Genomic DNA, 20,596 nt, shown 5'->3' with positions numbered 1-20,596 from the left:
GCCAGCGCCATCCGCTGGACCTCGGACTGGAAAGCCCCGTTACGCAGTAAACCCTGCATCGACGGCCCGCAGATCGCCACCGTGGTCGGCCCGCCAGGGGAAGAGATCTATTGCGATGAATGGGGCCGGGTCAAGGTGCAATTCCCATGGGACCGCTCGGACAAAAACAACGATCAGAGTTCGTGCTGGATCCGTGTAGCTCAAGGCTGGGCCGGGGCGACCTGGGGTGCCATGGCCGTGCCACGAGTGAATCAGGAACTAATCATCGGCTTTTTGGATGGCGATCCTGACCAGCCTATCGCTATAGGCCGCACCTACCGCCAGACCAATCTGCCGCCGTATGAGCTGCCCAAACACAAGACTCGGATGACCATCAAGAGCCGCACCCACAAGGGCTCTGGCTTCAACGAGCTGCGCTTTGAGGATGAGTTGGGCCACCAGGAAGTGTTCATCCATGCCGAAAAAGACAAGAACGTTCATATCAAAAACAACAACGGCATCTTCGTCGGCAACGACCGTAAGGAACGGGTTGAGCACAACGAAACCGTGTCCATCGGCGACCACCGCACCGAAGACGTCGGCCAGAACGAAACCATCAGCATCGGCGCGAACCGCAGCGTGACCATCGGCGGCAACAAGGCCGAAACCATCAAGTTAGCCAAAGCCGAAACCATCGGTCTGGCCAAGGCGCTGACCATTGGTGCGGCGTATCAGACCAGTGTCGGCGCGGCGATGAACACCACCGTGGGCCTCAGCCAAAGCGAGCAGGTCGGCATCCACAAATCGGTGGCGGTGGGCAAGAAATTCACCATCGACGCCGGGGACGAATTCAAGGTCACGGTGGGTAAATCCACCCTGGTGATGAAGTCCGACGGCACCGTACTGATCAATGGCCGCACCTTCGATTTCAGCGCCAGCGGCGCGGTGCAGATCAACGGCAAAGACGTCGATATCAACTGAGGGGCGGACATGGAATTTCGCAATCTGACGCCCTTCGATGCGTTGTGTTTCAGCGCGCTGGGCATGGACGATCAAGAGTACCCGGTGCTGGTTATGAAGGTGGGTTATCGGTTGTTGCCCATTGACGGGCAGCCGGGGCAATTTCGCGCCGAAGTGATGGATGAGGATCCACTGGCGCTGTGCACCGCTGATCGCTACTACGGCGAGGAAGGGGCAAGCAGCGTCTGCGAGGAAAGTGACCTGGCGCCGTTTAAGCCGCGCTGTGATGTAATCGTGGCGGGCAATGCTTATGCGCCACAAGGTCAACCAGCAACGCAGTGGACGTCCGGACTGCGCATCAGTGCACCGGTGGCGCCACCGCCCAGAATCGACGTGCCGCTACCGACGCCGCAGAGTCCCGGCGAACGGCTGACCGAGTATCAGCTAATGGCATGGCAAGCAGCCCAGCAAGAAGCTTTTAAGCGTCGTGCCGAAGCGCCGACACGCCACAACTTGTTGGACAAACACCTGAGTTTCACTGGCCCTCGCCAGTTTCGTCACAGCTTGTTTGGTGGCTGGCAATTGACTGAGCCGCAACCGGCCACCTCGGTGCCTTTGCGCTGGGAACATGCCTTCGGGGGCAGCAGCGTTGTGATTAATCCCGAACATGCGGTTGATGAAAACACTCCGCCGTATTTGCTCAACGAGGTGTGTTACAGCAACCCACTAGGCCGAGGCTGGATCGAAAAACGTCAGGAAGACCTCGGCTATCAACTGGACAAGCCGCTGCGCGAACTCCCCGCGCCACAGATCGAGCCCATCGACAAACCGGTGTGGCGTCTGGATCGCGTCAAACATCCCGAGGGTGAACTCGACGCCCACGGCATGGCGCAGGTCGCGGCCAGCTACAAAAACCAACCAGTTGGATTTGGCGTGGTGGGACGTGCCTGGGCACCTCGCCTGCCATTGGCCGGGAGCTATGACGACACCTGGCAGCGAGAACGCTGGCCGGGCTTGCCATGGGATTTCGACTTTGCCTACTGGAACGGCGCGCCGGTCGATCAGCAGATCGATTTTCCGCCGCCTGCGTTTCGACTTGAACTGTTCAACCTGACCAATCTCGACCTCACCCCCGACGGCACGTTGTGTGTGGAACTGCCCGGCCATCGCCCCTTTGTGCTGATGCGCCTGCACAACGGCGCCATGCTGCCACTGCCCATGCTCACCGACAGCCTGCGCATCGACACCGAGGCCATGACCCTGGCGCTGACCCATCGCATCAGCCTGCCCAATCACCTGGGCATTCGCGTACTGGAAGCGCGCTTTGAGACGGATCCAAATGCCCCGCTGATAAAGCGCGCAGCAAAGGAGGTGCTCTGACATGGCCGATAACGTCATCGCCCGTAAGCAGGGCAAATGGAAAGTCGTCAGCATCGTCCCGGATGTGTGCAAGACGCCGATGGGCAGTGCCATCCCGCCAGTGCCCTACCCGGTCACCGCCGAACTGAAATCCGCCACTGGCGTCGCCAAATCCGTGCGGGCCAACGGCAAGCCGGTGGTGGTGTTCGACAAGAGCCTGGTGCCGACCACCAAGGGGGATGGCGCTGGCGCCGCCAAAGGTATCAAGAGCAATACCGTGGGCGGCAAGTGTTACCCCTTGGAGAAGAGCAGCACGGTGCGGGCTGAAGGCAAGCTAGTGGTGCGCCATAACGACAAGTTCTGGATGAATGGGGCGTAACGCATGGCCGAACCGATCAATCTAGCCCCGATACGGGTACACGCGATCAGCGTACCGATGCGCCCTGATCCGAAGCAACTGCACAAGCTCGACGAAATGATGTTGCAGGCCAACGGCGACGATACCGTACAGGCTGACCTCTTCGGAACGGATCCGCAGGGCAAGCCCTACCATGAATCTCGCACCTTCAACGAGCAGGAATACGAGCAACTGCGCAAGCATTTCATGACCCGTGAATTGGCGACTCTGCCGCCGTTCAGTTCGTTCAAGAGTGGCAACACCATTGGGCGGGTGGTGGGTGAGACGGTGCCGGCTCAGGTGTCGGCCAGCGAGGCCAATCCACCGATTGAGGCTGAAACGGAAGAAGAAGGCATCACCGGCGAGCAGATCCTCGATGGCATCCAACTGGGCTTGGACGTGTTTGGCCTAATCCCCGTGGTTGGGGAAGTGGCCGATATTGCCAGCGGTATCATTAGCCTTTTTCGCGGGGACTACGTGGGCGCAGGCCTCTCGCTGCTCTCGGCGATTCCGTTTGTTGGCTACCTGGGCACCGCTGGTAAGGCCACCCGATACGGTGCGAAAATGGCCGAGGCCTCAGGCAAAGCGGGTAAGGAGGTTGTTGACAAAGCCGCAAAGGCGGCGGTGGAGAAAAAGGCCAGAGATGCAGCAGCCCGTAAACAGCAGCAAGGAGCAAGGATCACACCGAAAAAACTACGTAGAGTGGAGCCGAAGTGTTTCGACCCGCGGAACTCCAAAAGATACAAGAAAATGAGCGAGACAGATCAAAAGGAATATCTACGGGAATACGCTCGACAGCTCAAACGCCAGCAAGACTCTATAAACAGCATGTCGGCCAAAGACTTTGCCAGTGCTCGAGCTATGTTCAATGATGCCAAAAAAGCCTCGCGTAATGGAGGGCGAAATCCAAAGGCCGCCGCAGCTCAAGATGCTTATCGAAGTAAGCGTGCAGGAGAAATCAAAGACAGCATTTATGAGAGCATCCGACGGAAAAACCCACAGGGTGACCCTAAAGCAGCTAGGGCTGAGGCTGCAGACCGAACCAATGAAATCATGGACTCTTTAGCCGCGCTACATGAACCTGACATGGTGGCCGGTGGTTGGCACGAACCCACACCCTCATCCTTAGGTAATAAAAACGTAAATAGCGCCATTGGCGGCAGCTGGAATAAAAAGGGACGCGTGAAACTATTGCAAGATGCTGCCGAAAAAGCCGTCGCCCGGGGTGATGGCTCAGACATCATGAATGTGGAACTGAAAATCTGTCCACCTGGCAGAAAAGGAATATAACGATGAGAGATCCAGATTTCGCTTTATTTATCGAAACCTTTGGCGAGGCCACACACAGAACTCCAGTTCCTGAAGCCAGCCTTGTTTATTGGACCGATAAGCTACCTCCTATCCTACTGAGTTATTGGCGTGAGGAGGGTTGGGCGGTTTTTGCAAACGGCCTCCTGTGGATGGTTAATCCCGATGACTACGAGGACATCAAAGACGCATGGCTTGAAGAGACACCGTTTGCCAACATAGATAACTTCCACGTAATCGCACGCAGCGCGTTTGGCGACCTCTATTTATGCGGTGAGAGAACAGGGAGAAGCGTCACGATTGTCTGCCTTAATAACGAAATATTGGCTTTAAAAAACAAATTGAAACCTAAGCCATTGCATGACCAAGACTTTTCAATTCAATCATTCTTTGGTTCTCATGAGCCAGAAGATTTCGATTACAAAGACATCAACGGAAAACTGCTATTTGAACGCGCGTTGAAGAAATACGGTCCATTGGAGCCCGATGAGATGTACGGCTTCGAGCCCGCGCTCGTTATGGGCGGCAGCGCGGTACTGGATAGCCTCCGACGCCTTAAGCTGGATCCGTATCTTCAAATTCTGCGGCAGTTCGACAGCCCAACATTGCCGTTCTCAAGTTCCGACTTCGACAAACTCATGAAATAATTAGCGGGAACTCACTTTCGCAACCTTACGTCCGAACTTCTTCATCCTGCGCGCCGTATTCCAAATCCGGCGCGACGACCCTCCGGTGCGCTATGTGCATAGTTTGGTCAGTCTGCTCACCCAGGCGACACCGGCTTTCGCCGCACCCGTTACACCGTCGTGGTCGAGCCGACCCTGAAGCGTTTTGATCTACGTTCCAACTGGCGCATCTTCCAGGCCCAGACCGTGCCCGACATCATCACCAGCATGCTGGCCGAGCAGAAACTGACCGACATTCGCACTGAAATCTGCTTCGAGCACCAACCCCGCGAATACTGCGTACAGGCCGGCGAAACCGACCTCGACTTCATCGCCCGTCTCGCCGCCGAAGAAGGCCTGCTCTACACCTTCGAACACCGTGCCGACGGCCACACCCTGGTCCTCACCGACCGCGTCGGCGGACTGGGCACCATCGGCACACACACCGATTGCCCGGTGATCTACCAGCCCATGAGTGGCGGCGACGCCCTGGAACCGGCATTGAACCGGTTCCACTACACCGAGCAAGTGCGCACCGCCGTGCAGGTGCAGCGCGACTACACCTTCACCCATCCGCGCTACAACCAACAGCACACCGCCACTGGTGACTAGGACCTGAACAACCAGCACAAGGATTACAAACGCTACGACTATTCCGGCCGCTACAAGCGTGATATTGCCGGTAACCCCTTAACCAAGACGCACCTGATTGCCGCCAACCAGATGTGAAAAAATCATTAACTAATTCTCTCTGAAGGCTTTTTCCTTCGAACTCAATCTGCCACACTGATGCGAATAATTATCAACATCTTTATTATTCGCCATGGAAGGCATTCGGGGAGAGTCAGTTCCATGTCTGTGCAACAACACGGCGGCAAAGGTTTTTCACCCAGTCTGATGGCGTTGGCCGTCTGTCTTGCAAGTTCAACGGCGGCCTTTGCCGCTGAGGCGGAAAAAACCGCCCCGCTCGAATTGGGTGCCACCCAGATCAGCACTGAACAGCTCGGCCAGACCACCGAAGGCACCCAGTCCTACACCACCGGCGAGATGGCGACCGCCACCAAACTCCCGCTGACCATGCGTGAAACACCCCAGGCCGTCACGGTCATCACCCGCCAACGCATGGACGACCAGGCTATGACCAGCGTCAACGACGTGGTCAAGAACACGCCCGGCCTGTTCCTCAGCCAGTCCAGCGGTCCTGGCCGGCAGACGTACAGATCACGTGGCTTCGACATTGACAACATGATGTTTGACGGCATCCCCAGCGCCTATTCCGGCTACGCCAACAGCGTGCAGCCCAACCTGGCGATGTTCGACCGTGTAGAAGTGATCCGTGGCGCCACCGGCCTGGTCACGGGCGCCGGTAATCCTTCGGCGGCGATCAACTTTGTGCGCAAGCGCCCGACCGCCACGCCGCAGGTATCGATCACCGGTGCCGCCGGCAGTTGGGACGATTATCGCGGCGAATTCGACGCTTCCAGCGCCTTGAATGACAGCGGCACCCTGCGTGGCCGCGTCGTAGGCTCCTACCGCGACGCCAACAGCTTCCGCAAAGGCGAAGAAAGCGATCACGGCCTGTTCTACGCCATCGGTGAAGCCGACCTCAGCGAAAACACCACCGCCACCCTGGGTTTCTCGCGCCAGGAAGACCAGACCAACTTCTTCTGGGGCGGCCTGCCCATCGGCGCCGACGGCCATCACCTGAACCTGCCCCGCTCCACCAACCCCGGCTCCGACTGGGAAAACAAGAAGCTGACCATCGACACTGTCTTCGGTGATATCGAACATCGCTTCGCCAACGACTGGAAGCTCCACATCGCAGGTTCCTCCTCTCAGTTGGACGGTGTGTTCACCGGCACCTACCAGTCGCGCTACCAGACCACACTGGCACGCACCGCCTATCAATCGCACCAGGACGACAAGCAGTATGGCCTGGACACGTTCCTCAGCGGCCCGGTCGAAGCGTTCGGGCGCACCCATGAAGTGGTGATCGGCACCAGTAAGCGCATCTACGACGCCACGTCCAAGGAATACAGCCCCTACGACACCAATTACCCGCTCAATGGGGCAAAACCGGACTTCGTACGTGACGGCAAAGGCCATAGCATCACCACTCAGGACGGCGTTTACCTGACCACCCGCCTGAACCTCGCAGACCCGCTCAAGGTGATCCTCGGCGCGCGCGTGGACTGGTATGACTACGATGACCGCCAAGGCGACGGCGACTACAAAGTCACCCGTAACCTCACGCGCTACGCCGGTGTGATCTACGACCTGAACGACCAGTACTCCGTCTACGCGAGCTACACCGACATCTTCACACCGCAGACAAGCCGCGACTTCTCGGACAAGCCACTGAAGCCTATCGTCGGCGAAAACTATGAAGTCGGTATCAAGGGCGAATACTTCAACGGCGCGCTCAACGCCAGCCTGGCGGTGTTCCAGATCGACCAGAAAAACCGTGCGACCCTGCCCGAGAGCCAAGCCGGTTGCCCGATCATGGCCTGCTACGAAGCGTCTGGCCTGGTACGTAGCCAAGGCATAGACCTTGAGCTGCAAGGTGCACTCACCGAAAACTGGCAGGTCGGCGGCGGTTTCACCTACACCCGTGCGCATTACATCAAGGACACCAATGCGGCCAACAACAACCAACGCTTCGACACTGACACCCCGGAACGCCTGTTCAAACTCACCACCTCCTACCGCTTCCAGGGCCCACTGGAAAAACTGCGCATCGGTGGCAACGTCTACTGGCAGAGTCGCATGTACAACGATGTGGTCCTCGCCAACAGCAATACCTATCGCCTGGAACAAGGCAGTTATGCCGTTGCCGACGTGATGGCCGGTTACCAGGTGAACAAACACCTGGACCTGCAGTTGAACGTGAACAACATTTTCGACCGCACCTATTACTCGGCCATCGCCACCAGCCCGATCTGGGGGTCGACCGACACTTACGGTAACCCGCGCAGCTTTGGCGTCACGGCCAAATACAGCTTCTGATCGTGATCCGATCAACGGCTACCCGCCCGGGTAGCCGTTCCTCAAGTCCCGCCGCCGGATGCCGATAACCGTTTGGCATCACTGAATCCAATAAAAACCAAAAACACCTGATTCGCTCCACCCTGCCCCTCACTTTGATTCGGCCAGACCACAGGGAGTAAGTGTGAATGCCCACCCGCGCGCGTTTTTTCGAGCACTACCGTAAAGCCGACCGCATCATGCTGGCGTTGATCTGGTTGATGTTCCTGTTCTCCCTAGGCTTGGCGTTCTGGCATGACACCTTGATGCAAGCCGCCATGATCGGCGGCGGCACCAGCGTGGTGCTCACGGCGCTGTACCGTGCGATAGGCAGCACCCGCGTGATGCGTTGTGCCCTCGGCGCGGGCCTGATGGTCATGGCGGCACTGCACATCAACCAGGCCCAGGGCGTGATCGAATCGCACTTCGGGATATTCGCGCTTTTGGCGGTGCTGACGTTTTATCGTGACTGGCTGCCGATCCTGGTCGCCGCCGCCACCATCGCCGTGCATCACGTGGTGTTCCATGCCCTGCAACACCAAGGCTTCCCGGTGTTTGTGATGGAGCATCACGGTGGCTGGACCATGGTGTTCGTCCACGCCTTCTACGTGGTGATGGAAACCGTCGCCCTGCTCTACCTCGCTGTGCACAGCCAAGCCGAAGCGGTCGAGAGCCAGGAAATGCTGGAAAAGATGCTCGCAGTCACGTCCCAATTCAGCGCGCAAACCACCCAAGGCGAAGGCAAGGTGCATGTGTCGTTGGCCAAGCGCTTCGACCACTTCCTGCAACAGATCACGCACCTGATCGACGGCGTCGCCCGCGACTCCCACGGCCTCGGCCAACTCGGCCAGGAACTGGCCAGCGCCAGCGGCACCCTGGAAAAAGGCGCGCGGCACCAATTGGCGCAGATCACCCAGATGACCGACTCGATGCAGCGCATGGAAGACGCCATGGGCCACATCACCGTGCACGTCGAGCAAGCGGTGGACCACGCCGGCAAGGCCAGTCAACAGATCCAGCGCGGCCAGGACAGCGTCAGCCGTGCCCAGCAGGAAATCACGCAGTTGGCCACACGCCTCAACGGCACCCACGAAACCGTGCAGGGCCTGGCCGTGCAAGCCGAGCAGATCGGCAGCGTGCTCGAAGTGATCAACAGCATCGCCAACCAGACCAACCTGCTCGCCCTCAACGCGGCTATCGAGGCCGCCCGCGCCGGCGAGCAAGGCCGCGGCTTTGCCGTGGTCGCCGACGAAGTGCGCAGCCTAGCGCAGCGCACGGCGGTGTCCACCCAGGAAATCAAGACCATCATCGAAGGCCTGCAACACGGCAGCCGCCAGGCCGTGGAAGCCATGCACGACAGCCGCCAAGGCGTGGAGCGCTGCGTGGAAGACAGCCAGGTGGCCGTCGACATGCTGCGCGCGGTAGGCAATGACATCGCGCACATTGACGACCTGAACGGCCGGATCGTGACCACCACCCGCGAACAGACCACGGCGAACCTGGAGATTGTCGGGCGGTTGCAGTCGGTGCAGAGCATTGCGCAAAGCACCGCCGACGATGTGGAAACCCTGGCGCGCAGCAGCGAGCGATTACCGCCGATTGCAGTGCGGCTGGATGCGTTGGGCAGACGCTTCCATCAGTGAAACTTCAGGGTCGTCATACCCCAAAGTTGAACGCGATGGAGATCCGCGGCCGCGTCCCCTCAAAGCGTCGTACCGAATGCATCAACCAGGACGGAAACATGATCAATGTCCCGCTGCTGGCAACGCAGGTGCTGCTGAACCCGGCGGTCAGGCAATCCTCGACCCGCATGCGCAAGGCGGGATTGTAGGTCGAGGCCACCATGCCTCGCGGATCAACGAATTCCAGGTCGCCGCCGACGGTGGCGTCCTCTTCACGGCCTCCTGCATCGACCCAGTAAACGCCCGACCAAAATGCGCCTGGATGCCCATGCAGCGCATTGCTGTGGCCAGCCTGGCTCACATTGGCCCACGCGTTGAGCTTCCACTCGAAACCGGGCACGGTTAATCCGACGCCTTCGTGATGAACCGCGGTCAGTTCAGTGGCGAACTGCGTGGCGAATGTCACCAACGCGCCGCAGGCGTCCCCACCCCACGCCTGAAAATCGTTCGCGGATTGCCAGCCGCCATCGTTGCTGCGCTGGGCGCCGCACTGGTCCTGGGCCATGCGGTGGGTGACGAGCGCTTTGAGCTCGGCGTTGAGCGTGTCGGCGTTCGGGTATTGGATGCTGGCCAAGGGCGTTGTGAACAGCCGCCGGATGTTGATCAGCTCCGGATTCAAAAGATTGTCGCTCGACTGCATCGGGTACTCATCATGTTTGCCATTAGCCACAAACCATAACGGCATCAAAGGTTCAGCGATGTAAACCATTGTTAAAGTCTTAACCAAAGTTGCGCACACGCTCCTTGCCTCACCTGGCCCAATTCCTGCCTCCCCCAACTCGACCAAGTCGCTACTGACTACGCGGACGACTCTTTTGGGCCCCGCCGCCCAACCGCCTGCCCCGATAATCAGCCATCCCCGCACCTACCCCGAGGCCTCACCCCATGACGAGCCCATCCACCGAACAGGTCAGCCCCCAGACCTTGCGAAAGGTCATTATCGCCGCCGGCATCGGTAACTTTGTCGAATGGTTCGACTTCGCCGTCTACGGTTTCCTCGCCACCACCATCGCCCAGCAATTCTTCCCCAGCGGCGACGCCAGCGCGGCATTGCTCAAGACCTTCGCCGTGTTTGCCGTGGCGTTTGCCTTCCGGCCGTTGGGTGGGATTTTCTTCGGCATGCTCGGCGACCGCATCGGCCGCAAACGCACGCTGGCCATGACGATCCTGTTGATGGCCGGCGCCACCACCTTGATCGGCCTGCTGCCGACCTACGCAGCCATCGGCGTAGCGGCGCCGATCCTGTTGTCGCTGATTCGCTGCGCCCAAGGGTTCTCCGCCGGGGGTGAATACGCCGGGGCCTGTGCCTATCTGATGGAGCACGCGCCCAGTGACAAGCGCGCCTGGTACGGCAGCTTCGTGCCGGTGTCGACGTTTTCCGCCTTCGCTGCCGCCGCGGTGGTGGCGTATGCACTGGAAGCGTCGTTATCCGCCGAGGCCATGGGCAGTTGGGGCTGGCGCTTGCCGTTCCTGATCGCCGCGCCGCTCGGCCTGGTGGGGCTTTACCTGCGCTGGAAGCTGGACGAGACGCCCGCCTTCCAGGCCGCGAAGGAAGAACACACGGTGGCCCACTCCCCGCTCAAGGAAACCCTGCGCAACCATGGTGCGGCGATCTGCTGCCTGGGCGCTTTTGTGTCACTGACGGCGCTGTCGTTTTATATGTTCACCACGTATTTCGCGACCTATCTGCAAGTGGCGGGCGGCTTGAGTCGGGCGATGGCGTTGCTGGTGTCGCTGATTGCGTTGATTTTCGCGGCGGCGATTTGCCCACTGGCGGGGCTGTATTCGGATCGGGTCGGGCGTCGTGTCACCGTGATGACCGCCTGCGTGCTGTTGATGGTCGTGGTGTATCCGTCATTCCTGATGGCCAGCTCCGGTTCGTTCGCGGCGTCCATTGTCGGCGTGATGCTGCTGGCGGTGGGGGCCGTGCTGTGTGGGGTGGTCACGGCCGCCTTGCTGTCGGAAACGTTTCCGACCCGCACGCGCTACACCGCCTCGGCGATCACCTACAACCTGGCCTATACGATCTTCGGCGGCACCGCGCCGTTGATGGCGACCTGGTTGATCAGCACCACGGGCAGCAATCTGTCACCGGCGTTCTACCTGATTGCCGTGGCGTTGCTGGCGTTGGCGGGTGGGTTGGCGTTGCCGGAGACGTCGCGGATTTCCTTGCATGACGTGGGTGCTGAGGAAAAAGACGTCGCGCCGGTGTTCTCGCGCTAAGTTCCAAAACAACGATGAGCAGGTGTGATAGCGCTGTGTCAGCCGATGATGATGCCAGCAATACCGCCGCCTTCGCAGCCTCGCCGGGGCTCGACAGCTCCCACAGTTGGGCGCTGTTGTAGCTGAAATTGCGACAGCAGCCAAAACCGAAACCCCACCCACAACACACATCCCCTGTGGGAGCCGTCGAGCTTTAGCGAGGCCGCGAAAGCGGTGGGTCAGCCGATGGAGATGCCAGCAATGCCGCCGCCTTCGCAGCCTCGCCGGGGCTCGACAGCTCCCACAGTTGGGCGCTGTTGTGGCTGAAATTGCGCCCGCTGCCTAGATTGAAATCGAGCTGGCTGACACAGCCGCACCCACGAGTCGCGCTGAACACAGGTATGATCCAGGCTTACCCGGCACAACTGGACCCACCCTGATGCCCGTATCCCAAACCCGCCCTTCCCCCGCGCCGTTGCTCAAACCTGGCGAAACCGTGGTGCTGTTCGATGGTGTGTGCAAGTTGTGCAATGGTTGGGCGAGGTTCCTGATCCGTCACGACCGCCAACAACGCATACGCTTGGCGGCGGTGCAATCCCCCGAGGGCCAGGCGTTGCTGGCTTGGGCGGGGTTGCCCCTGGATCAGTTCGACACGCTGGCGGTCATTCGTAACCACCACTACTGGATGCGTTCGGACGCCGTGTTCGAAATCATTGCGCAACTGCCTGCCGCGTGGCGTCCATTGCTGCTGTTGCGCATCATCCCGCGCAGGCTGCGGGATTGGGCTTACGACCGCATCGCACGCAATCGCTATCGGATTTTCGGGCGGTACGACACTTGTCTGTTACCGCATCCAGACCATGAACAGCGTTTTCTGAAGGCGCCGCAGTGAACCCTTTGGTGCGCATCTGCTAAACCGCCGCAGCCATGCGTGCTCGAGAACCCCAGGCGAACGTCACGACCATCAGCAACCCCAAGCCCGCCATCGCCGCGCCGGCCAGGGAAATCGCCGGGTAGCCCAGCCCTGCGTTGATCACTGCGCCACCCACTGCTGCGCCAATCGCGTTGCCGAAGTTGAAGGCGCCGATGTTCACGGCCGAGGCCAGGTTCGGCGCATCCTTGGCCGCTTCCATTACACGCATCTGCAACGGCGGCACGACGGCGAAGCTGGCGATACCCCAGATGAGGATGCTCACCGCAGCCGGTATCGGCCAACGCATCAGGAGTGCAAAGGCCAGCAGGACCAGAATCAGTGCGCTCAGCGAGACGATCAGGGTCCGGTCGATCGACCGATCTGCCGCCTTGCCACCCCATATATTGCCCAGGGTCAACCCGACGCCGAACAGCACCAGCATGGCCGTGATAAAGGGGGTAGACGCATGGGTCTCGTTGCTCAGGATCGGCGCGATATAGGTAAACACGGTGAACATAGCACTGGAACCCACCACGGTCAGGGCCAGTGCCGCGAGTACCGAACCGCGCCCCAACACCTTGATTTCGGCCAGCACACCGTCGCTTTTCGGCAGCGGCAGGTTAGGCAGCGCGAACCACAGCGCGACCATGGTCACCAGGCCCAGTCCGCCAATGCCCCAGAACGCCGTACGCCAGCCAAGCAGTTCACCAAACCAGGTCGCCAGTGGCACGCCACCAATGGTCGCCAGGGTCAGGCCCATAAACATCGCGGCGACGGCTCCGGCGCGCTTGTCCGGCGCGACCACACTGGCTGCGACGATGGAACCGACGCCAAAAAACGCGCCGTGGTTGAGCGAAGTGATGACGCGGGCAATCAACAGGTCGTAATAGCCGGTTGCAAGCGCCGACATCACGTTACCCAGGGTGAAAATGGCCATAAGCCCGACCAGCAAGTGACGACGGGGAATTTTGCCGGTGGTCAAGATCATCAGTGGCGCGCCGAGCAATACCCCCAGGGCGTAGGCGCTGACCAACAGCCCCGCAGTGGGAATCGAAACGCCAAGGTCATTGGCGATGGTGGGCAACATGCCCATGGGCGCGAACTCAGTGACGCCAATGCCAAAGGCACCGACAGCAAGGGCTACAAGGGGTGGATTGATACGCATGGAAGACTCCTCATTTATGTCGCAAATGCTACGATCAACGCTTTAGCGGCACTAGACCGTTTAATTGGCAATCACCTTTGCGCGCGAGGCAAAAATGGATTTCAACGGCAGGTCGGGTGAGATGGCGGTATTCGCGATGGTGGCGCAGGAAGGCAGCCTGTCGGCGGCGGCGCGGGCATTACGATTGACGCCCTCGGCCGTCAGCCGCGTCATCGCACGCACAGAACAACGCCTGGGCACCCGCCTATTGATTCGCACGACCCGCGCCCTCGCCTTCACAGCCGAGGGCGAGGCGTACCTTCGCGGCGCCAGGCGCATCCTGGCTGACATGGCGGAAGTCGAAGAAGCCATCGCCGACCAAGGCGCGCCCAAAGGTCGGCTGCGGGTCAGTGCGGCCCTGGGCCACGGCCGCATGGCCATCGTGCCGTTGGTGGCGGCGTTCAGCGCCCGCTACCCGAACATTGTGGTGGACCTGACCTTGGGCGACGAAGTGGTCGACATCCTCGGCGGCCAGGCTGACGTCGCGATCCGCTTTGGCGACCTGCCAGACAGCCCGCTGACAGCCCGGCGCATCGGCGACACCGGCCAGGTCCTGGTGGCATCGCCGCACTACCTTCAGCAACACGGTACACCTCTGGAACCCAATGACTTGCTGCGCCACAACTGCCTGCGCTTCAACTTCCGCCGTGCGCAATCCGACTGGCCCTTCGCCCGTGACGGCCGGGAGTTTTCGTTGAAGATAAACGGCAATATCGAATGCAGCAGTGGCGAAGCGCTCGCTCAACTGGCGCGATTAGGCGCCGGTATCGCACGCATCGGCGAGTTCACGGTTGCAGAAGACCTGCAACGCGGTGACCTGGTGCCGCTGCTGGAATCCTGGAACCCCGGCGACCGGGAGCCGATCCACGTGGTGTTTGTCGGCGGTGCGAGCATGCCGGCGCGGATCCGCGTGTTTGTGGACTTCTTGCTGGAACATCACCGGCTATAAACGTGCAGGCTTGTGCAGCCGCTCAAGCACCTCGTCAGCCGCCTCGCGCCATGCCTGCGTCGCGCCTTTGTTTCTCAACACCTCCAACCCAGCCGCGGTAAAGGTGCCGGGCGTGGCAATCGCGCTACCCAACGCTTCCAGACTCGCGGATGGCTGGTGACGGGCGCTGGCCAAGCAGTCTTGCAGGTTGCCCATCACCAGTTGGGCAGCCTGATCCTTGGACAGGCCTTTGTCGGTAAACCACTGCTGAAGATCACTCAGGAAGAAATAGAACCAGCCGTTCATGCAGGCCGCGACAGTGGCCAGTTCGAACGCCTCTTCCTCGTCCAACACCACCAATGAACCGAGCGCGCCCAGCAGTGTTGCATGGGGTTCGCCACCGGGCGTGATCACCACAGTCGTCTGGTTGATCTGGGCGGCATAGGACAGCATGGCGCGGACCACACGCGCTTGCGGGAAGCGACGTTGCAACTCGACCAGCTTCAATCCAGCTACCAACGACACCAGCGTTTGCTCAGGTCTGAGCTGCACTCCATTCGAAAGCTGATCGACCACCTCCGGGCGCACGCCCAAGACTAACAAGTCCGCCCCATCGACAACCTGTTGATTGTCAGCCATCACCTCACAGTCCCACTGTTCAGCGAGTTGCTGCGCACGTTCGTGATTACGCGGAGAAAGCAAGACCCGCCCGCCAAACCCACTGCGCCGCAGGCCGATCACCACCTTTTCCGTCAGCTCACCGACGCCCAGGATTCCAATCTTCAGCACGCTGTCCACTCCGGTAATTTCTGTAGTCGGGTGCATCATAGGCATGATTGCCGTCTTCATGCAGGCAGGCGTTCACGCTACACTCGCCACTCGAAAAGATCAGCCAGGTAGGCAAACATGAGTGCTCAAGGTACAGACCGGCAAATCGACAACATCGAATTCAACGTCAGCGATATTGCACGCAGCAAAGCCTTCTACGGCGACGCGTTCAGTTGGACGTTTGTCGATTATGGCCCCACCTATACCGAGTTCAGCGATGGGCGTCTGACTGGCGGGTTCACTACGGGGGAGCAGGTTCGGCCGGGTGGCCCGTTAGTTATTTTGTACGCCGATGATCTCGATGCCACGCAGCAGCGACTCAAAGCCCTGGGGGCTGTCATCACCCGCGAGACATTTTCGTTCCCTGGTGGACGCAGGTTCCACTTCACCGATCCGGATGGCTATGAACTGGCGGTTTGGAACGCTGATCAATAGGTCTCTTTGCGACATCGGGGCGGCGCTGTCGGCTGCGGCTACCGCCCCTTTTTACGTATCAATCGATCTTTATGACGACTTTCCCGAACGCACCTTTGGCCAGATGCTCATAAGCTTCACGCGCTTTTTCGAACGGGTACACCTTATCGATCACGGGACGAATACCGTGTCGTTCAAGGAACACATTCATCCGGTCGAAGGATGAGCGTGGCGCCACGGCAATACCGCGAAGGGTGGTCTGACGGAAGATAAGCGGCATCAGGTTGAGTTCCACGGTCTGCCCCGTCAAAAAGCCGATCTGTGCAATACGCCCGGAGGCCTTGGTTGCTGCGACCGATTGGTTGATGCCGCTGCCACCGGCCACATCGAGCAGCAGATCGACGCCTTTGCCATCAGTGAGTCCAAGCACCTCATCCGCCCAGTTTGGCGAGGTTCGGTAATTGATGCCCGCGACCGCGCCCAAACGTTTTACCGCTTGAAGATTCTCGTCACTGCTCGACGTTGCGATCACTTTCGCCCCCAGCGCTGTTGCGATCTGCACTGCAAATATAGACACGCCCCCGGTACCCTGGACCAACACAGTTTGACCCGGCTGGATGTGCCCGAAGTCGACCAGCGAGTACCAGGCGGTCAGTGCCGCGATCGGTAGCGTGGCCGCCTCCTCGTCAGTCATGTTGGCGGGAGCGGCCACGGCACTGTCTTCGTGGATGATCATGTAATCAGCCAATCCGCCAGGCAATGGCGAGCCGAAACAGTAGTCCGGTTCGTTTGGCCCTGGCTCGCCATCCAGCCAGCGCGAGTAGAGGTGCGAGTTGACCCGATCGCCAACGTTGAAGCGCGTAACACCATCACCGACTGCGACCACGGTGCCGGCCGCGTCGCTGACCGGGATTAGCAATTTGGGCACCTTGTGCGGCTCGTAGATACCATCAACGATGGCCTTGTCGCGAAAGTTCAGCGACACCGCGCCAACCTTGACCAGTAGCTCGCCCGCCTTGGGTTGAGGGGTCGCTACCTCTGCGAGTTGCAGGTTGTCCAACCCGAAATCTTTTAACTGCCAGGCTCTCATGATGAATCTCCAACTCCATTTAATGGTTGCCAACCGAGGCCGGTTCGCCTTGGACACATCTTTCGTGATTAGAGACGCGCAATAAATGCACTGAAAAAGACATGATTGTTCTATTCTTTAGCAACAATCATTGGCAGCGCTTCGTTTCACTCAGGCGCATCGGAGACATCATGGAATTGCTGCAATCGATGCGACTATTCGCCCGCCTGGCCGAACTCGGCAGCTTCACAAAAGCAGCCGAATCGCTGGACATCGGTCGACCCCAGGTCACTCGATATATCCAGGAACTGGAGACGTCATTGGGCGTGCGCCTGTTCCAGCGCACCACGCGAAAGGTCGCACTGACCGCCGAGGGCGAGCGGTTCTATGAGCGCGTGCAGGACATTCTTGCGCAGATCTCCGCTGCGACCACGATGTTCGACCGCAGCGGAGCAACGCTCGTGGGCCGTCTGCGCATTGATATTCCCACTGCTTTCGCGCAAATGGAGTTCATCAAAAGTCTCAAAGGATTCGCCGCTGCGTTCCCGGGTATCAACATCGTGCTGGGCGTCACCGACCGAGCCGTTGACCTGATAGGCGAAGGCATCGATTGTGCGTTGCGTATCGGTGATTTACCGGACTCGACCCTGATCGCCCGCCCAATCGCATTGGCAACCATGGTGACCTGCGCAGCCCCTGAGTACTTGCACACGCAAGGCCTGCCTGAAACGCTCGACGATCTGGCCGCCCACCGAGGCGTCAACTTCTTATCCGGCCAGAGCAACAGGACACTGCCTTGGCACTTTTCAGTCAACGGACAAAGCCGGACATTTATCAGTAATGCCGGCATCACCGTCACCGAGTCGAACGCGTATGTGCAGTGCGGCGTGTCCGGCTTCGGCATCATCCAGGCGCCCGGTATAACCGTTGCCGAACATCTGGACAGCGGCGCTTTGGTGGAGATATTAAGGCCCTATCGGCCAGCCCCTCGCCCGGTGTCGCTGCTGTACCCAAGCCGAACTCATTTGGCGCCTCAGGTGCAGGTCTTTATCGATTGGCTGCAGAAGCATTTCCCGCAGTTGCATGCTGCGTGGCTGGAGAACCCCACCCCTCTGCGCCTCTAGCCGTAAACCTAGCCGCCGGTGGATTCAATTTGAACGCAAGCCAAGGCGCGCCCTTCATAGTATGGTTGCGCCCACCAACCATCACAGGACTTGAAGGTTAACCATGCGTTTTCTCTTTCCCCTGGCGTTCAGCTTGACGCTTATCGGCTGCGCCACCACCAAAACCGACGTTCGCAACGAAACCCAGATCAGCCAATACGACCCGGCCAACTCAGCCCGCGTCCGTTTCATCACGGGGGACACCACCAACGCGGGCTTCCTCAGTGGCCAGACTTGCGAGGCGTTTTACAACGGGTCCCTGCTGACCAAAACGCCTGAAGAAGCTGGATGGCAAACAGCCCATGTCGACTCGGCGGGTCTCTACCCTTTTAGGGCCACTGACAGTCAGAACAGCGTGATTGGCATGCCTGCCAGCAAGGCAAGCAAAGCCATCAACCAGTCACCCAAAGTGTTTGACGAGCACGTCATTCCGGCGGGTAAACCCTTTATTGCAGGGTTCGCCATGGGCGGTTCGCAAATGTCCTGCTTTCCCGCGCCTGTCACACTCATTCCCGAGCCCGGCAAAGACTATGAAATGGAACTTCAGATGGTCAAAATCAGCACGTTCAAGGCAGGTTGCGTAATAGCCGTTCGCCAACTCTCCGTTCAGAGCAACAACACGGTTGAAACACCGCTCAGGCCGCAGGTGTGTGCCAAAACCCCGTCGGGTTGGTACACCGTCAACCCGAAACCTTTGCCCTGAAACCTTTGCCCTAAAATGCCTGGACAGGACGACAGAGTCGTCCTGCTTATCGGACATATCCCTGACTTGGGACCCAGCTTGTGTTCATGGAGGAAAAATGCGGATCTACATCACAGGAGCATCGTGCGCGGGCGTCACCACGCTGGGTCACAACCTCGCCACGCGGCTCGGTATACGACACGTCGACGTCGATGACTTTTACTGGATGCCCACAAACCCTCCTTTCACAACCAAGCGACCTCCCAGCGACCGCGTTTCCCTGATGCAACAAGCACTCGGTGACGACGGCTGGGTGCTGAGCGGTTCTTGCATGGTCTGGGGCGATGCGCTGATTGCCGATGCTGACTTGATCGTGTTCGTCGCCACCCCCACGCCCGTTCGCCTCGAACGCCTGGCTGCCCGCGAGAAGGCGCGTTTTGGCGAGCGGATCGCACCCGGTGGCGACATGTACGCGATACACGTGGCTTTTCGGGAATGGGCTTCGCAGTACGATGATCCGAATTTCTCGGGGCGCAACCGGGCGTGGCACGAAGCGTGGTTATCACACATGGCGGCCCCAATCTTACGAATCGACGGGGCTGACAGTGTTGAAGCAATGGTTACTGCAGTCGTTCATTGGGTATCGAAAATGTCGCAATAGCTGGAAACCGTAACCGACGAGGCAGCTCAACTGCCTCGACTGTTCTATTTCTATCCGCCCGTTTCGCGATGCCACAACTGTCAATTGTATTTTTTGTAGCATATATCTATGGCTTGCTGATAAAGCACCTGACACGTGTCGTGGGTGAATACTCCATTTGAAATACAAGCAGAGTGCCGTTGACTTGCGCGATCCGTACAAACCGACAGAGGCGTTGGTATATCGGCGACTTCCCCAGTAACGCCATGTGATTTTGCTGAATTCACAGGACTCATAGATTTGTTGAGTGCTTGAGGTATCTGTTCAATCGTGGGGCTTTCAAAGCTACTCGCCAAAAAGAGAACGATTGAAGCTGCTTGCCGCGCAGGAGAATTGGCTGGCGAAAGCTTGAAATCCAGGAGTACATCACCTTGCTTAAGCGTGCCATCTTTGGTCCAACGAATCGGTACTCCTGAGCCATTTTCGAGGGTACCTTTCGAGTCGATGCTAACCATTGGCGCCCCGGCTGAGTCCTCCAAAATGGACGTAGCGCGCAAGACCGCCAACAACCTTCCTGAGGTATCAACGACGCGCCCATCCTGGCTTATCGTTCCCACAGCTGTTCGCGCGTATTTGAAACCTTCTGTTTTTTCGTACTCAGTGATCTCCCCTTTTTTGTCGACCAATATGAAAAACATACCGTTCTTATCTTCAACCTTGAAAGGATGGATCTGAACGACCGGTGGAGCGAACGATTTGTTATCGCAACCATGCGGGCCGGGATCACACTCAGGAGGTCTTGCAAAGCAGAAACCACTTGCAAACATCAACAAGCTCATTGCGATTGCGGTGAGCGTTTTCATGTGAAAATTCCTTTTTGGCACTGCGTACCGGACGATTAAGTGTGTTGGCCACGCGGAAAGGTCCAGCTTTGCCAGACGCCTCGTTGTAGTCGACAACTCAGCTTTACATCTTCGATAAGGCGAATTGAACAATAGACGACGTTGGTTGACGCTGACGCGAATTTTTTATGGTTTCCTATTTCGGTATATCGACGCTGAGAGTCTCAATCTGCACACGTCAACCGCCTGATACATTGCGGCCCCAACGCGCCGGTTGTCCAAGCGTCGCTACTCCCCTTATCCTCACACCTCCCCGCCCCCCCCCCCCCCCCCCCCC

General features: G+C 59.1%; 20 protein-coding genes. 15 read left to right on the top strand and 5 right to left on the bottom strand.

Features of this window, described 5'->3' with window-relative positions:
* From EJ576_RS29405 to EJ576_RS30145, 8 genes are all read left to right on the top strand, one after another.
* Positions 1-960 (top strand): type VI secretion system Vgr family protein (locus tag EJ576_RS29405; protein WP_126571743.1); only part of this gene is annotated, 960 nt, incomplete at its 5' end.
* Between the two features lie 9 nt (positions 961-969).
* Positions 970-2,319, top strand: a complete 1,350-nt coding sequence (locus EJ576_RS29400) for a DUF2169 domain-containing protein (protein WP_126571742.1) — start codon at positions 970-972, stop codon at positions 2,317-2,319.
* 1 nt (position 2,320) lies between these two features.
* The gene (locus EJ576_RS29395) at positions 2,321-2,677 is read left to right on the top strand and encodes a DUF4150 domain-containing protein (RefSeq protein WP_126571741.1); all 357 of its coding nucleotides are present in this window, start codon (positions 2,321-2,323) and stop codon (positions 2,675-2,677) included.
* 3 nt (positions 2,678-2,680) lie between these two features.
* Positions 2,681-3,985 (top strand): polymorphic toxin type 15 domain-containing protein, encoded by a 1,305-nt coding sequence (locus EJ576_RS29390; RefSeq protein WP_122727275.1) that lies wholly within the window; start codon positions 2,681-2,683, stop codon positions 3,983-3,985.
* Positions 3,986-3,987: 2 nt separating this feature from the next.
* Complete coding sequence (locus EJ576_RS29385) at positions 3,988-4,650, top strand: GAD-like domain-containing protein (protein WP_122727285.1); 663 nt, start codon at positions 3,988-3,990, stop codon at positions 4,648-4,650.
* A gap of 159 nt (positions 4,651-4,809) precedes the next feature.
* Positions 4,810-5,280, top strand: a complete 471-nt coding sequence (locus EJ576_RS29380; protein ID WP_256656656.1) for a contractile injection system protein, VgrG/Pvc8 family — start codon at positions 4,810-4,812, stop codon at positions 5,278-5,280.
* 240 nt (positions 5,281-5,520) lie between these two features.
* Positions 5,521-7,674: a TonB-dependent siderophore receptor gene (locus EJ576_RS29375; protein ID WP_126571740.1), complete on the top strand. Its 2,154-nt coding sequence runs from the start codon at positions 5,521-5,523 to the stop codon at positions 7,672-7,674.
* A 167-nt stretch (positions 7,675-7,841) separates the two neighbouring features.
* On the top strand, positions 7,842-9,335 hold the full coding sequence (locus tag EJ576_RS30145) for a methyl-accepting chemotaxis protein (RefSeq protein WP_126571739.1): 1,494 nt from the start codon (positions 7,842-7,844) through the stop codon (positions 9,333-9,335).
* A 13-nt stretch (positions 9,336-9,348) separates the two neighbouring features.
* On the opposite strand, the gene EJ576_RS29365 is transcribed toward EJ576_RS30145, so the two are convergent.
* Entirely contained in the window at positions 9,349-10,014 is a 666-nt protein-coding gene (locus EJ576_RS29365) for a TIGR02466 family protein (protein WP_126571745.1), read from the bottom strand.
* A gap of 245 nt (positions 10,015-10,259) precedes the next feature.
* Between EJ576_RS29365 and EJ576_RS29360 the strand changes: the two genes are divergently transcribed.
* Positions 10,260-11,597, top strand: coding sequence for an MFS transporter (locus EJ576_RS29360; protein WP_126571738.1), 1,338 nt, complete (start codon positions 10,260-10,262; stop codon positions 11,595-11,597).
* 418 nt (positions 11,598-12,015) lie between these two features.
* Positions 12,016-12,468, top strand: coding sequence for a thiol-disulfide oxidoreductase DCC family protein (locus EJ576_RS29355; RefSeq protein WP_122727298.1), 453 nt, complete (start codon positions 12,016-12,018; stop codon positions 12,466-12,468).
* 19 nt (positions 12,469-12,487) lie between these two features.
* On the opposite strand, the gene EJ576_RS29350 is transcribed toward EJ576_RS29355, so the two are convergent.
* Positions 12,488-13,654 (bottom strand): MFS transporter, encoded by a 1,167-nt coding sequence (locus EJ576_RS29350; RefSeq protein WP_122727300.1) that lies wholly within the window; start codon positions 13,652-13,654, stop codon positions 12,488-12,490.
* Between the two features lie 94 nt (positions 13,655-13,748).
* Between EJ576_RS29350 and EJ576_RS29345 the strand changes: the two genes are divergently transcribed.
* Positions 13,749-14,642 (top strand): LysR family transcriptional regulator, encoded by an 894-nt coding sequence (locus tag EJ576_RS29345; RefSeq protein ID WP_122727454.1) that lies wholly within the window; start codon positions 13,749-13,751, stop codon positions 14,640-14,642.
* Here EJ576_RS29345 and EJ576_RS29340 read toward each other — a convergent pair.
* Positions 14,637-15,410, bottom strand: a complete 774-nt coding sequence (locus EJ576_RS29340; protein WP_126571737.1) for an NAD(P)-binding domain-containing protein — start codon at positions 15,408-15,410, stop codon at positions 14,637-14,639. The genes EJ576_RS29345 and EJ576_RS29340 overlap by 6 nt on opposite strands.
* A 117-nt stretch (positions 15,411-15,527) precedes the next feature.
* Here EJ576_RS29340 and EJ576_RS29335 point away from each other — a divergent pair, with 117 nt between their 5' ends.
* Positions 15,528-15,884 carry a VOC family protein gene (locus tag EJ576_RS29335; RefSeq protein ID WP_123477673.1) on the top strand — a complete coding sequence of 119 codons (357 nt, stop codon included), beginning with the start codon at positions 15,528-15,530 and terminating at the stop codon, positions 15,882-15,884.
* Positions 15,885-15,942: 58 nt separating this feature from the next.
* On the opposite strand, the gene EJ576_RS29330 is transcribed toward EJ576_RS29335, so the two are convergent.
* Positions 15,943-16,953 carry an NAD(P)-dependent alcohol dehydrogenase gene (locus EJ576_RS29330; RefSeq protein WP_126571736.1) on the bottom strand — a complete coding sequence of 337 codons (1,011 nt, stop codon included), beginning with the start codon at positions 16,951-16,953 and terminating at the stop codon, positions 15,943-15,945.
* Positions 16,954-17,123: 170 nt separating this feature from the next.
* Here EJ576_RS29330 and EJ576_RS29325 point away from each other — a divergent pair, with 170 nt between their 5' ends.
* The 3 genes from EJ576_RS29325 to EJ576_RS29315 all read left to right on the top strand — a co-directional run bounded on the left by EJ576_RS29325 (position 17,124) and on the right by EJ576_RS29315 (position 19,438).
* Positions 17,124-18,056 carry a LysR family transcriptional regulator gene (locus tag EJ576_RS29325; protein ID WP_126571744.1) on the top strand — a complete coding sequence of 311 codons (933 nt, stop codon included), beginning with the start codon at positions 17,124-17,126 and terminating at the stop codon, positions 18,054-18,056.
* Between the two features lie 103 nt (positions 18,057-18,159).
* Complete coding sequence (locus EJ576_RS29320) at positions 18,160-18,798, top strand: hypothetical protein (protein ID WP_068932883.1); 639 nt, start codon at positions 18,160-18,162, stop codon at positions 18,796-18,798.
* 97 nt (positions 18,799-18,895) lie between these two features.
* Positions 18,896-19,438 (top strand): adenylate kinase, encoded by a 543-nt coding sequence (locus EJ576_RS29315; protein ID WP_122727307.1) that lies wholly within the window; start codon positions 18,896-18,898, stop codon positions 19,436-19,438.
* A gap of 80 nt (positions 19,439-19,518) precedes the next feature.
* On the opposite strand, the gene EJ576_RS29310 is transcribed toward EJ576_RS29315, so the two are convergent.
* Entirely contained in the window at positions 19,519-20,280 is a 762-nt protein-coding gene (locus EJ576_RS29310) for a hypothetical protein (RefSeq protein WP_126571735.1), read from the bottom strand.
* Positions 20,281-20,596: the final 316 nt, after the last annotated feature.

The sequence above is a fragment of the Pseudomonas sp. C 49-2 genome (assembly GCF_003970195.1).
GTDB lineage: Bacteria > Pseudomonadota > Gammaproteobacteria > Pseudomonadales > Pseudomonadaceae > Aquipseudomonas > Aquipseudomonas canadensis.
The sequence above is the reverse complement of the archived record's forward strand: the minus strand, read 5'-3'. Positions and strand labels throughout refer to the sequence as shown.

Excerpts from the sequence above, each read along its gene's own strand:
- EJ576_RS29315 (WP_122727307.1), top strand. The coding sequence starts at position 18,896 with ATGCGGATCTACATCACAGGAGCATCGTGCGCGGGCGTCACCACGCTG.
- EJ576_RS29355 (WP_122727298.1), top strand. The coding sequence starts at position 12,016 with ATGCCCGTATCCCAAACCCGCCCTTCCCCCGCGCCGTTGCTCAAACCT.
- EJ576_RS29385 (WP_122727285.1), top strand. The coding sequence starts at position 3,988 with ATGAGAGATCCAGATTTCGCTTTATTTATCGAAACCTTTGGCGAGGCC.
- EJ576_RS29395 (WP_126571741.1), top strand. The coding sequence starts at position 2,321 with ATGGCCGATAACGTCATCGCCCGTAAGCAGGGCAAATGGAAAGTCGTC.
- EJ576_RS29330 (WP_126571736.1), bottom strand. The coding sequence starts at position 16,953 with ATGAGAGCCTGGCAGTTAAAAGATTTCGGGTTGGACAACCTGCAACTC.
- EJ576_RS29310 (WP_126571735.1), bottom strand. The coding sequence starts at position 20,280 with ATGAAAACGCTCACCGCAATCGCAATGAGCTTGTTGATGTTTGCAAGT.
- EJ576_RS29375 (WP_126571740.1), top strand. The coding sequence starts at position 5,521 with ATGTCTGTGCAACAACACGGCGGCAAAGGTTTTTCACCCAGTCTGATG.
- EJ576_RS29360 (WP_126571738.1), top strand. The coding sequence starts at position 10,260 with ATGACGAGCCCATCCACCGAACAGGTCAGCCCCCAGACCTTGCGAAAG.
- EJ576_RS29350 (WP_122727300.1), bottom strand. The coding sequence starts at position 13,654 with ATGCGTATCAATCCACCCCTTGTAGCCCTTGCTGTCGGTGCCTTTGGC.
- EJ576_RS29345 (WP_122727454.1), top strand. The coding sequence starts at position 13,749 with ATGGATTTCAACGGCAGGTCGGGTGAGATGGCGGTATTCGCGATGGTG.
- EJ576_RS30145 (WP_126571739.1), top strand. The coding sequence starts at position 7,842 with ATGCCCACCCGCGCGCGTTTTTTCGAGCACTACCGTAAAGCCGACCGC.
- EJ576_RS29400 (WP_126571742.1), top strand. The coding sequence starts at position 970 with ATGGAATTTCGCAATCTGACGCCCTTCGATGCGTTGTGTTTCAGCGCG.
- EJ576_RS29390 (WP_122727275.1), top strand. The coding sequence starts at position 2,681 with ATGGCCGAACCGATCAATCTAGCCCCGATACGGGTACACGCGATCAGC.
- EJ576_RS29320 (WP_068932883.1), top strand. The coding sequence starts at position 18,160 with ATGCGTTTTCTCTTTCCCCTGGCGTTCAGCTTGACGCTTATCGGCTGC.
- EJ576_RS29365 (WP_126571745.1), bottom strand. The coding sequence starts at position 10,014 with ATGCAGTCGAGCGACAATCTTTTGAATCCGGAGCTGATCAACATCCGG.
- EJ576_RS29325 (WP_126571744.1), top strand. The coding sequence starts at position 17,124 with ATGGAATTGCTGCAATCGATGCGACTATTCGCCCGCCTGGCCGAACTC.
- EJ576_RS29335 (WP_123477673.1), top strand. The coding sequence starts at position 15,528 with ATGAGTGCTCAAGGTACAGACCGGCAAATCGACAACATCGAATTCAAC.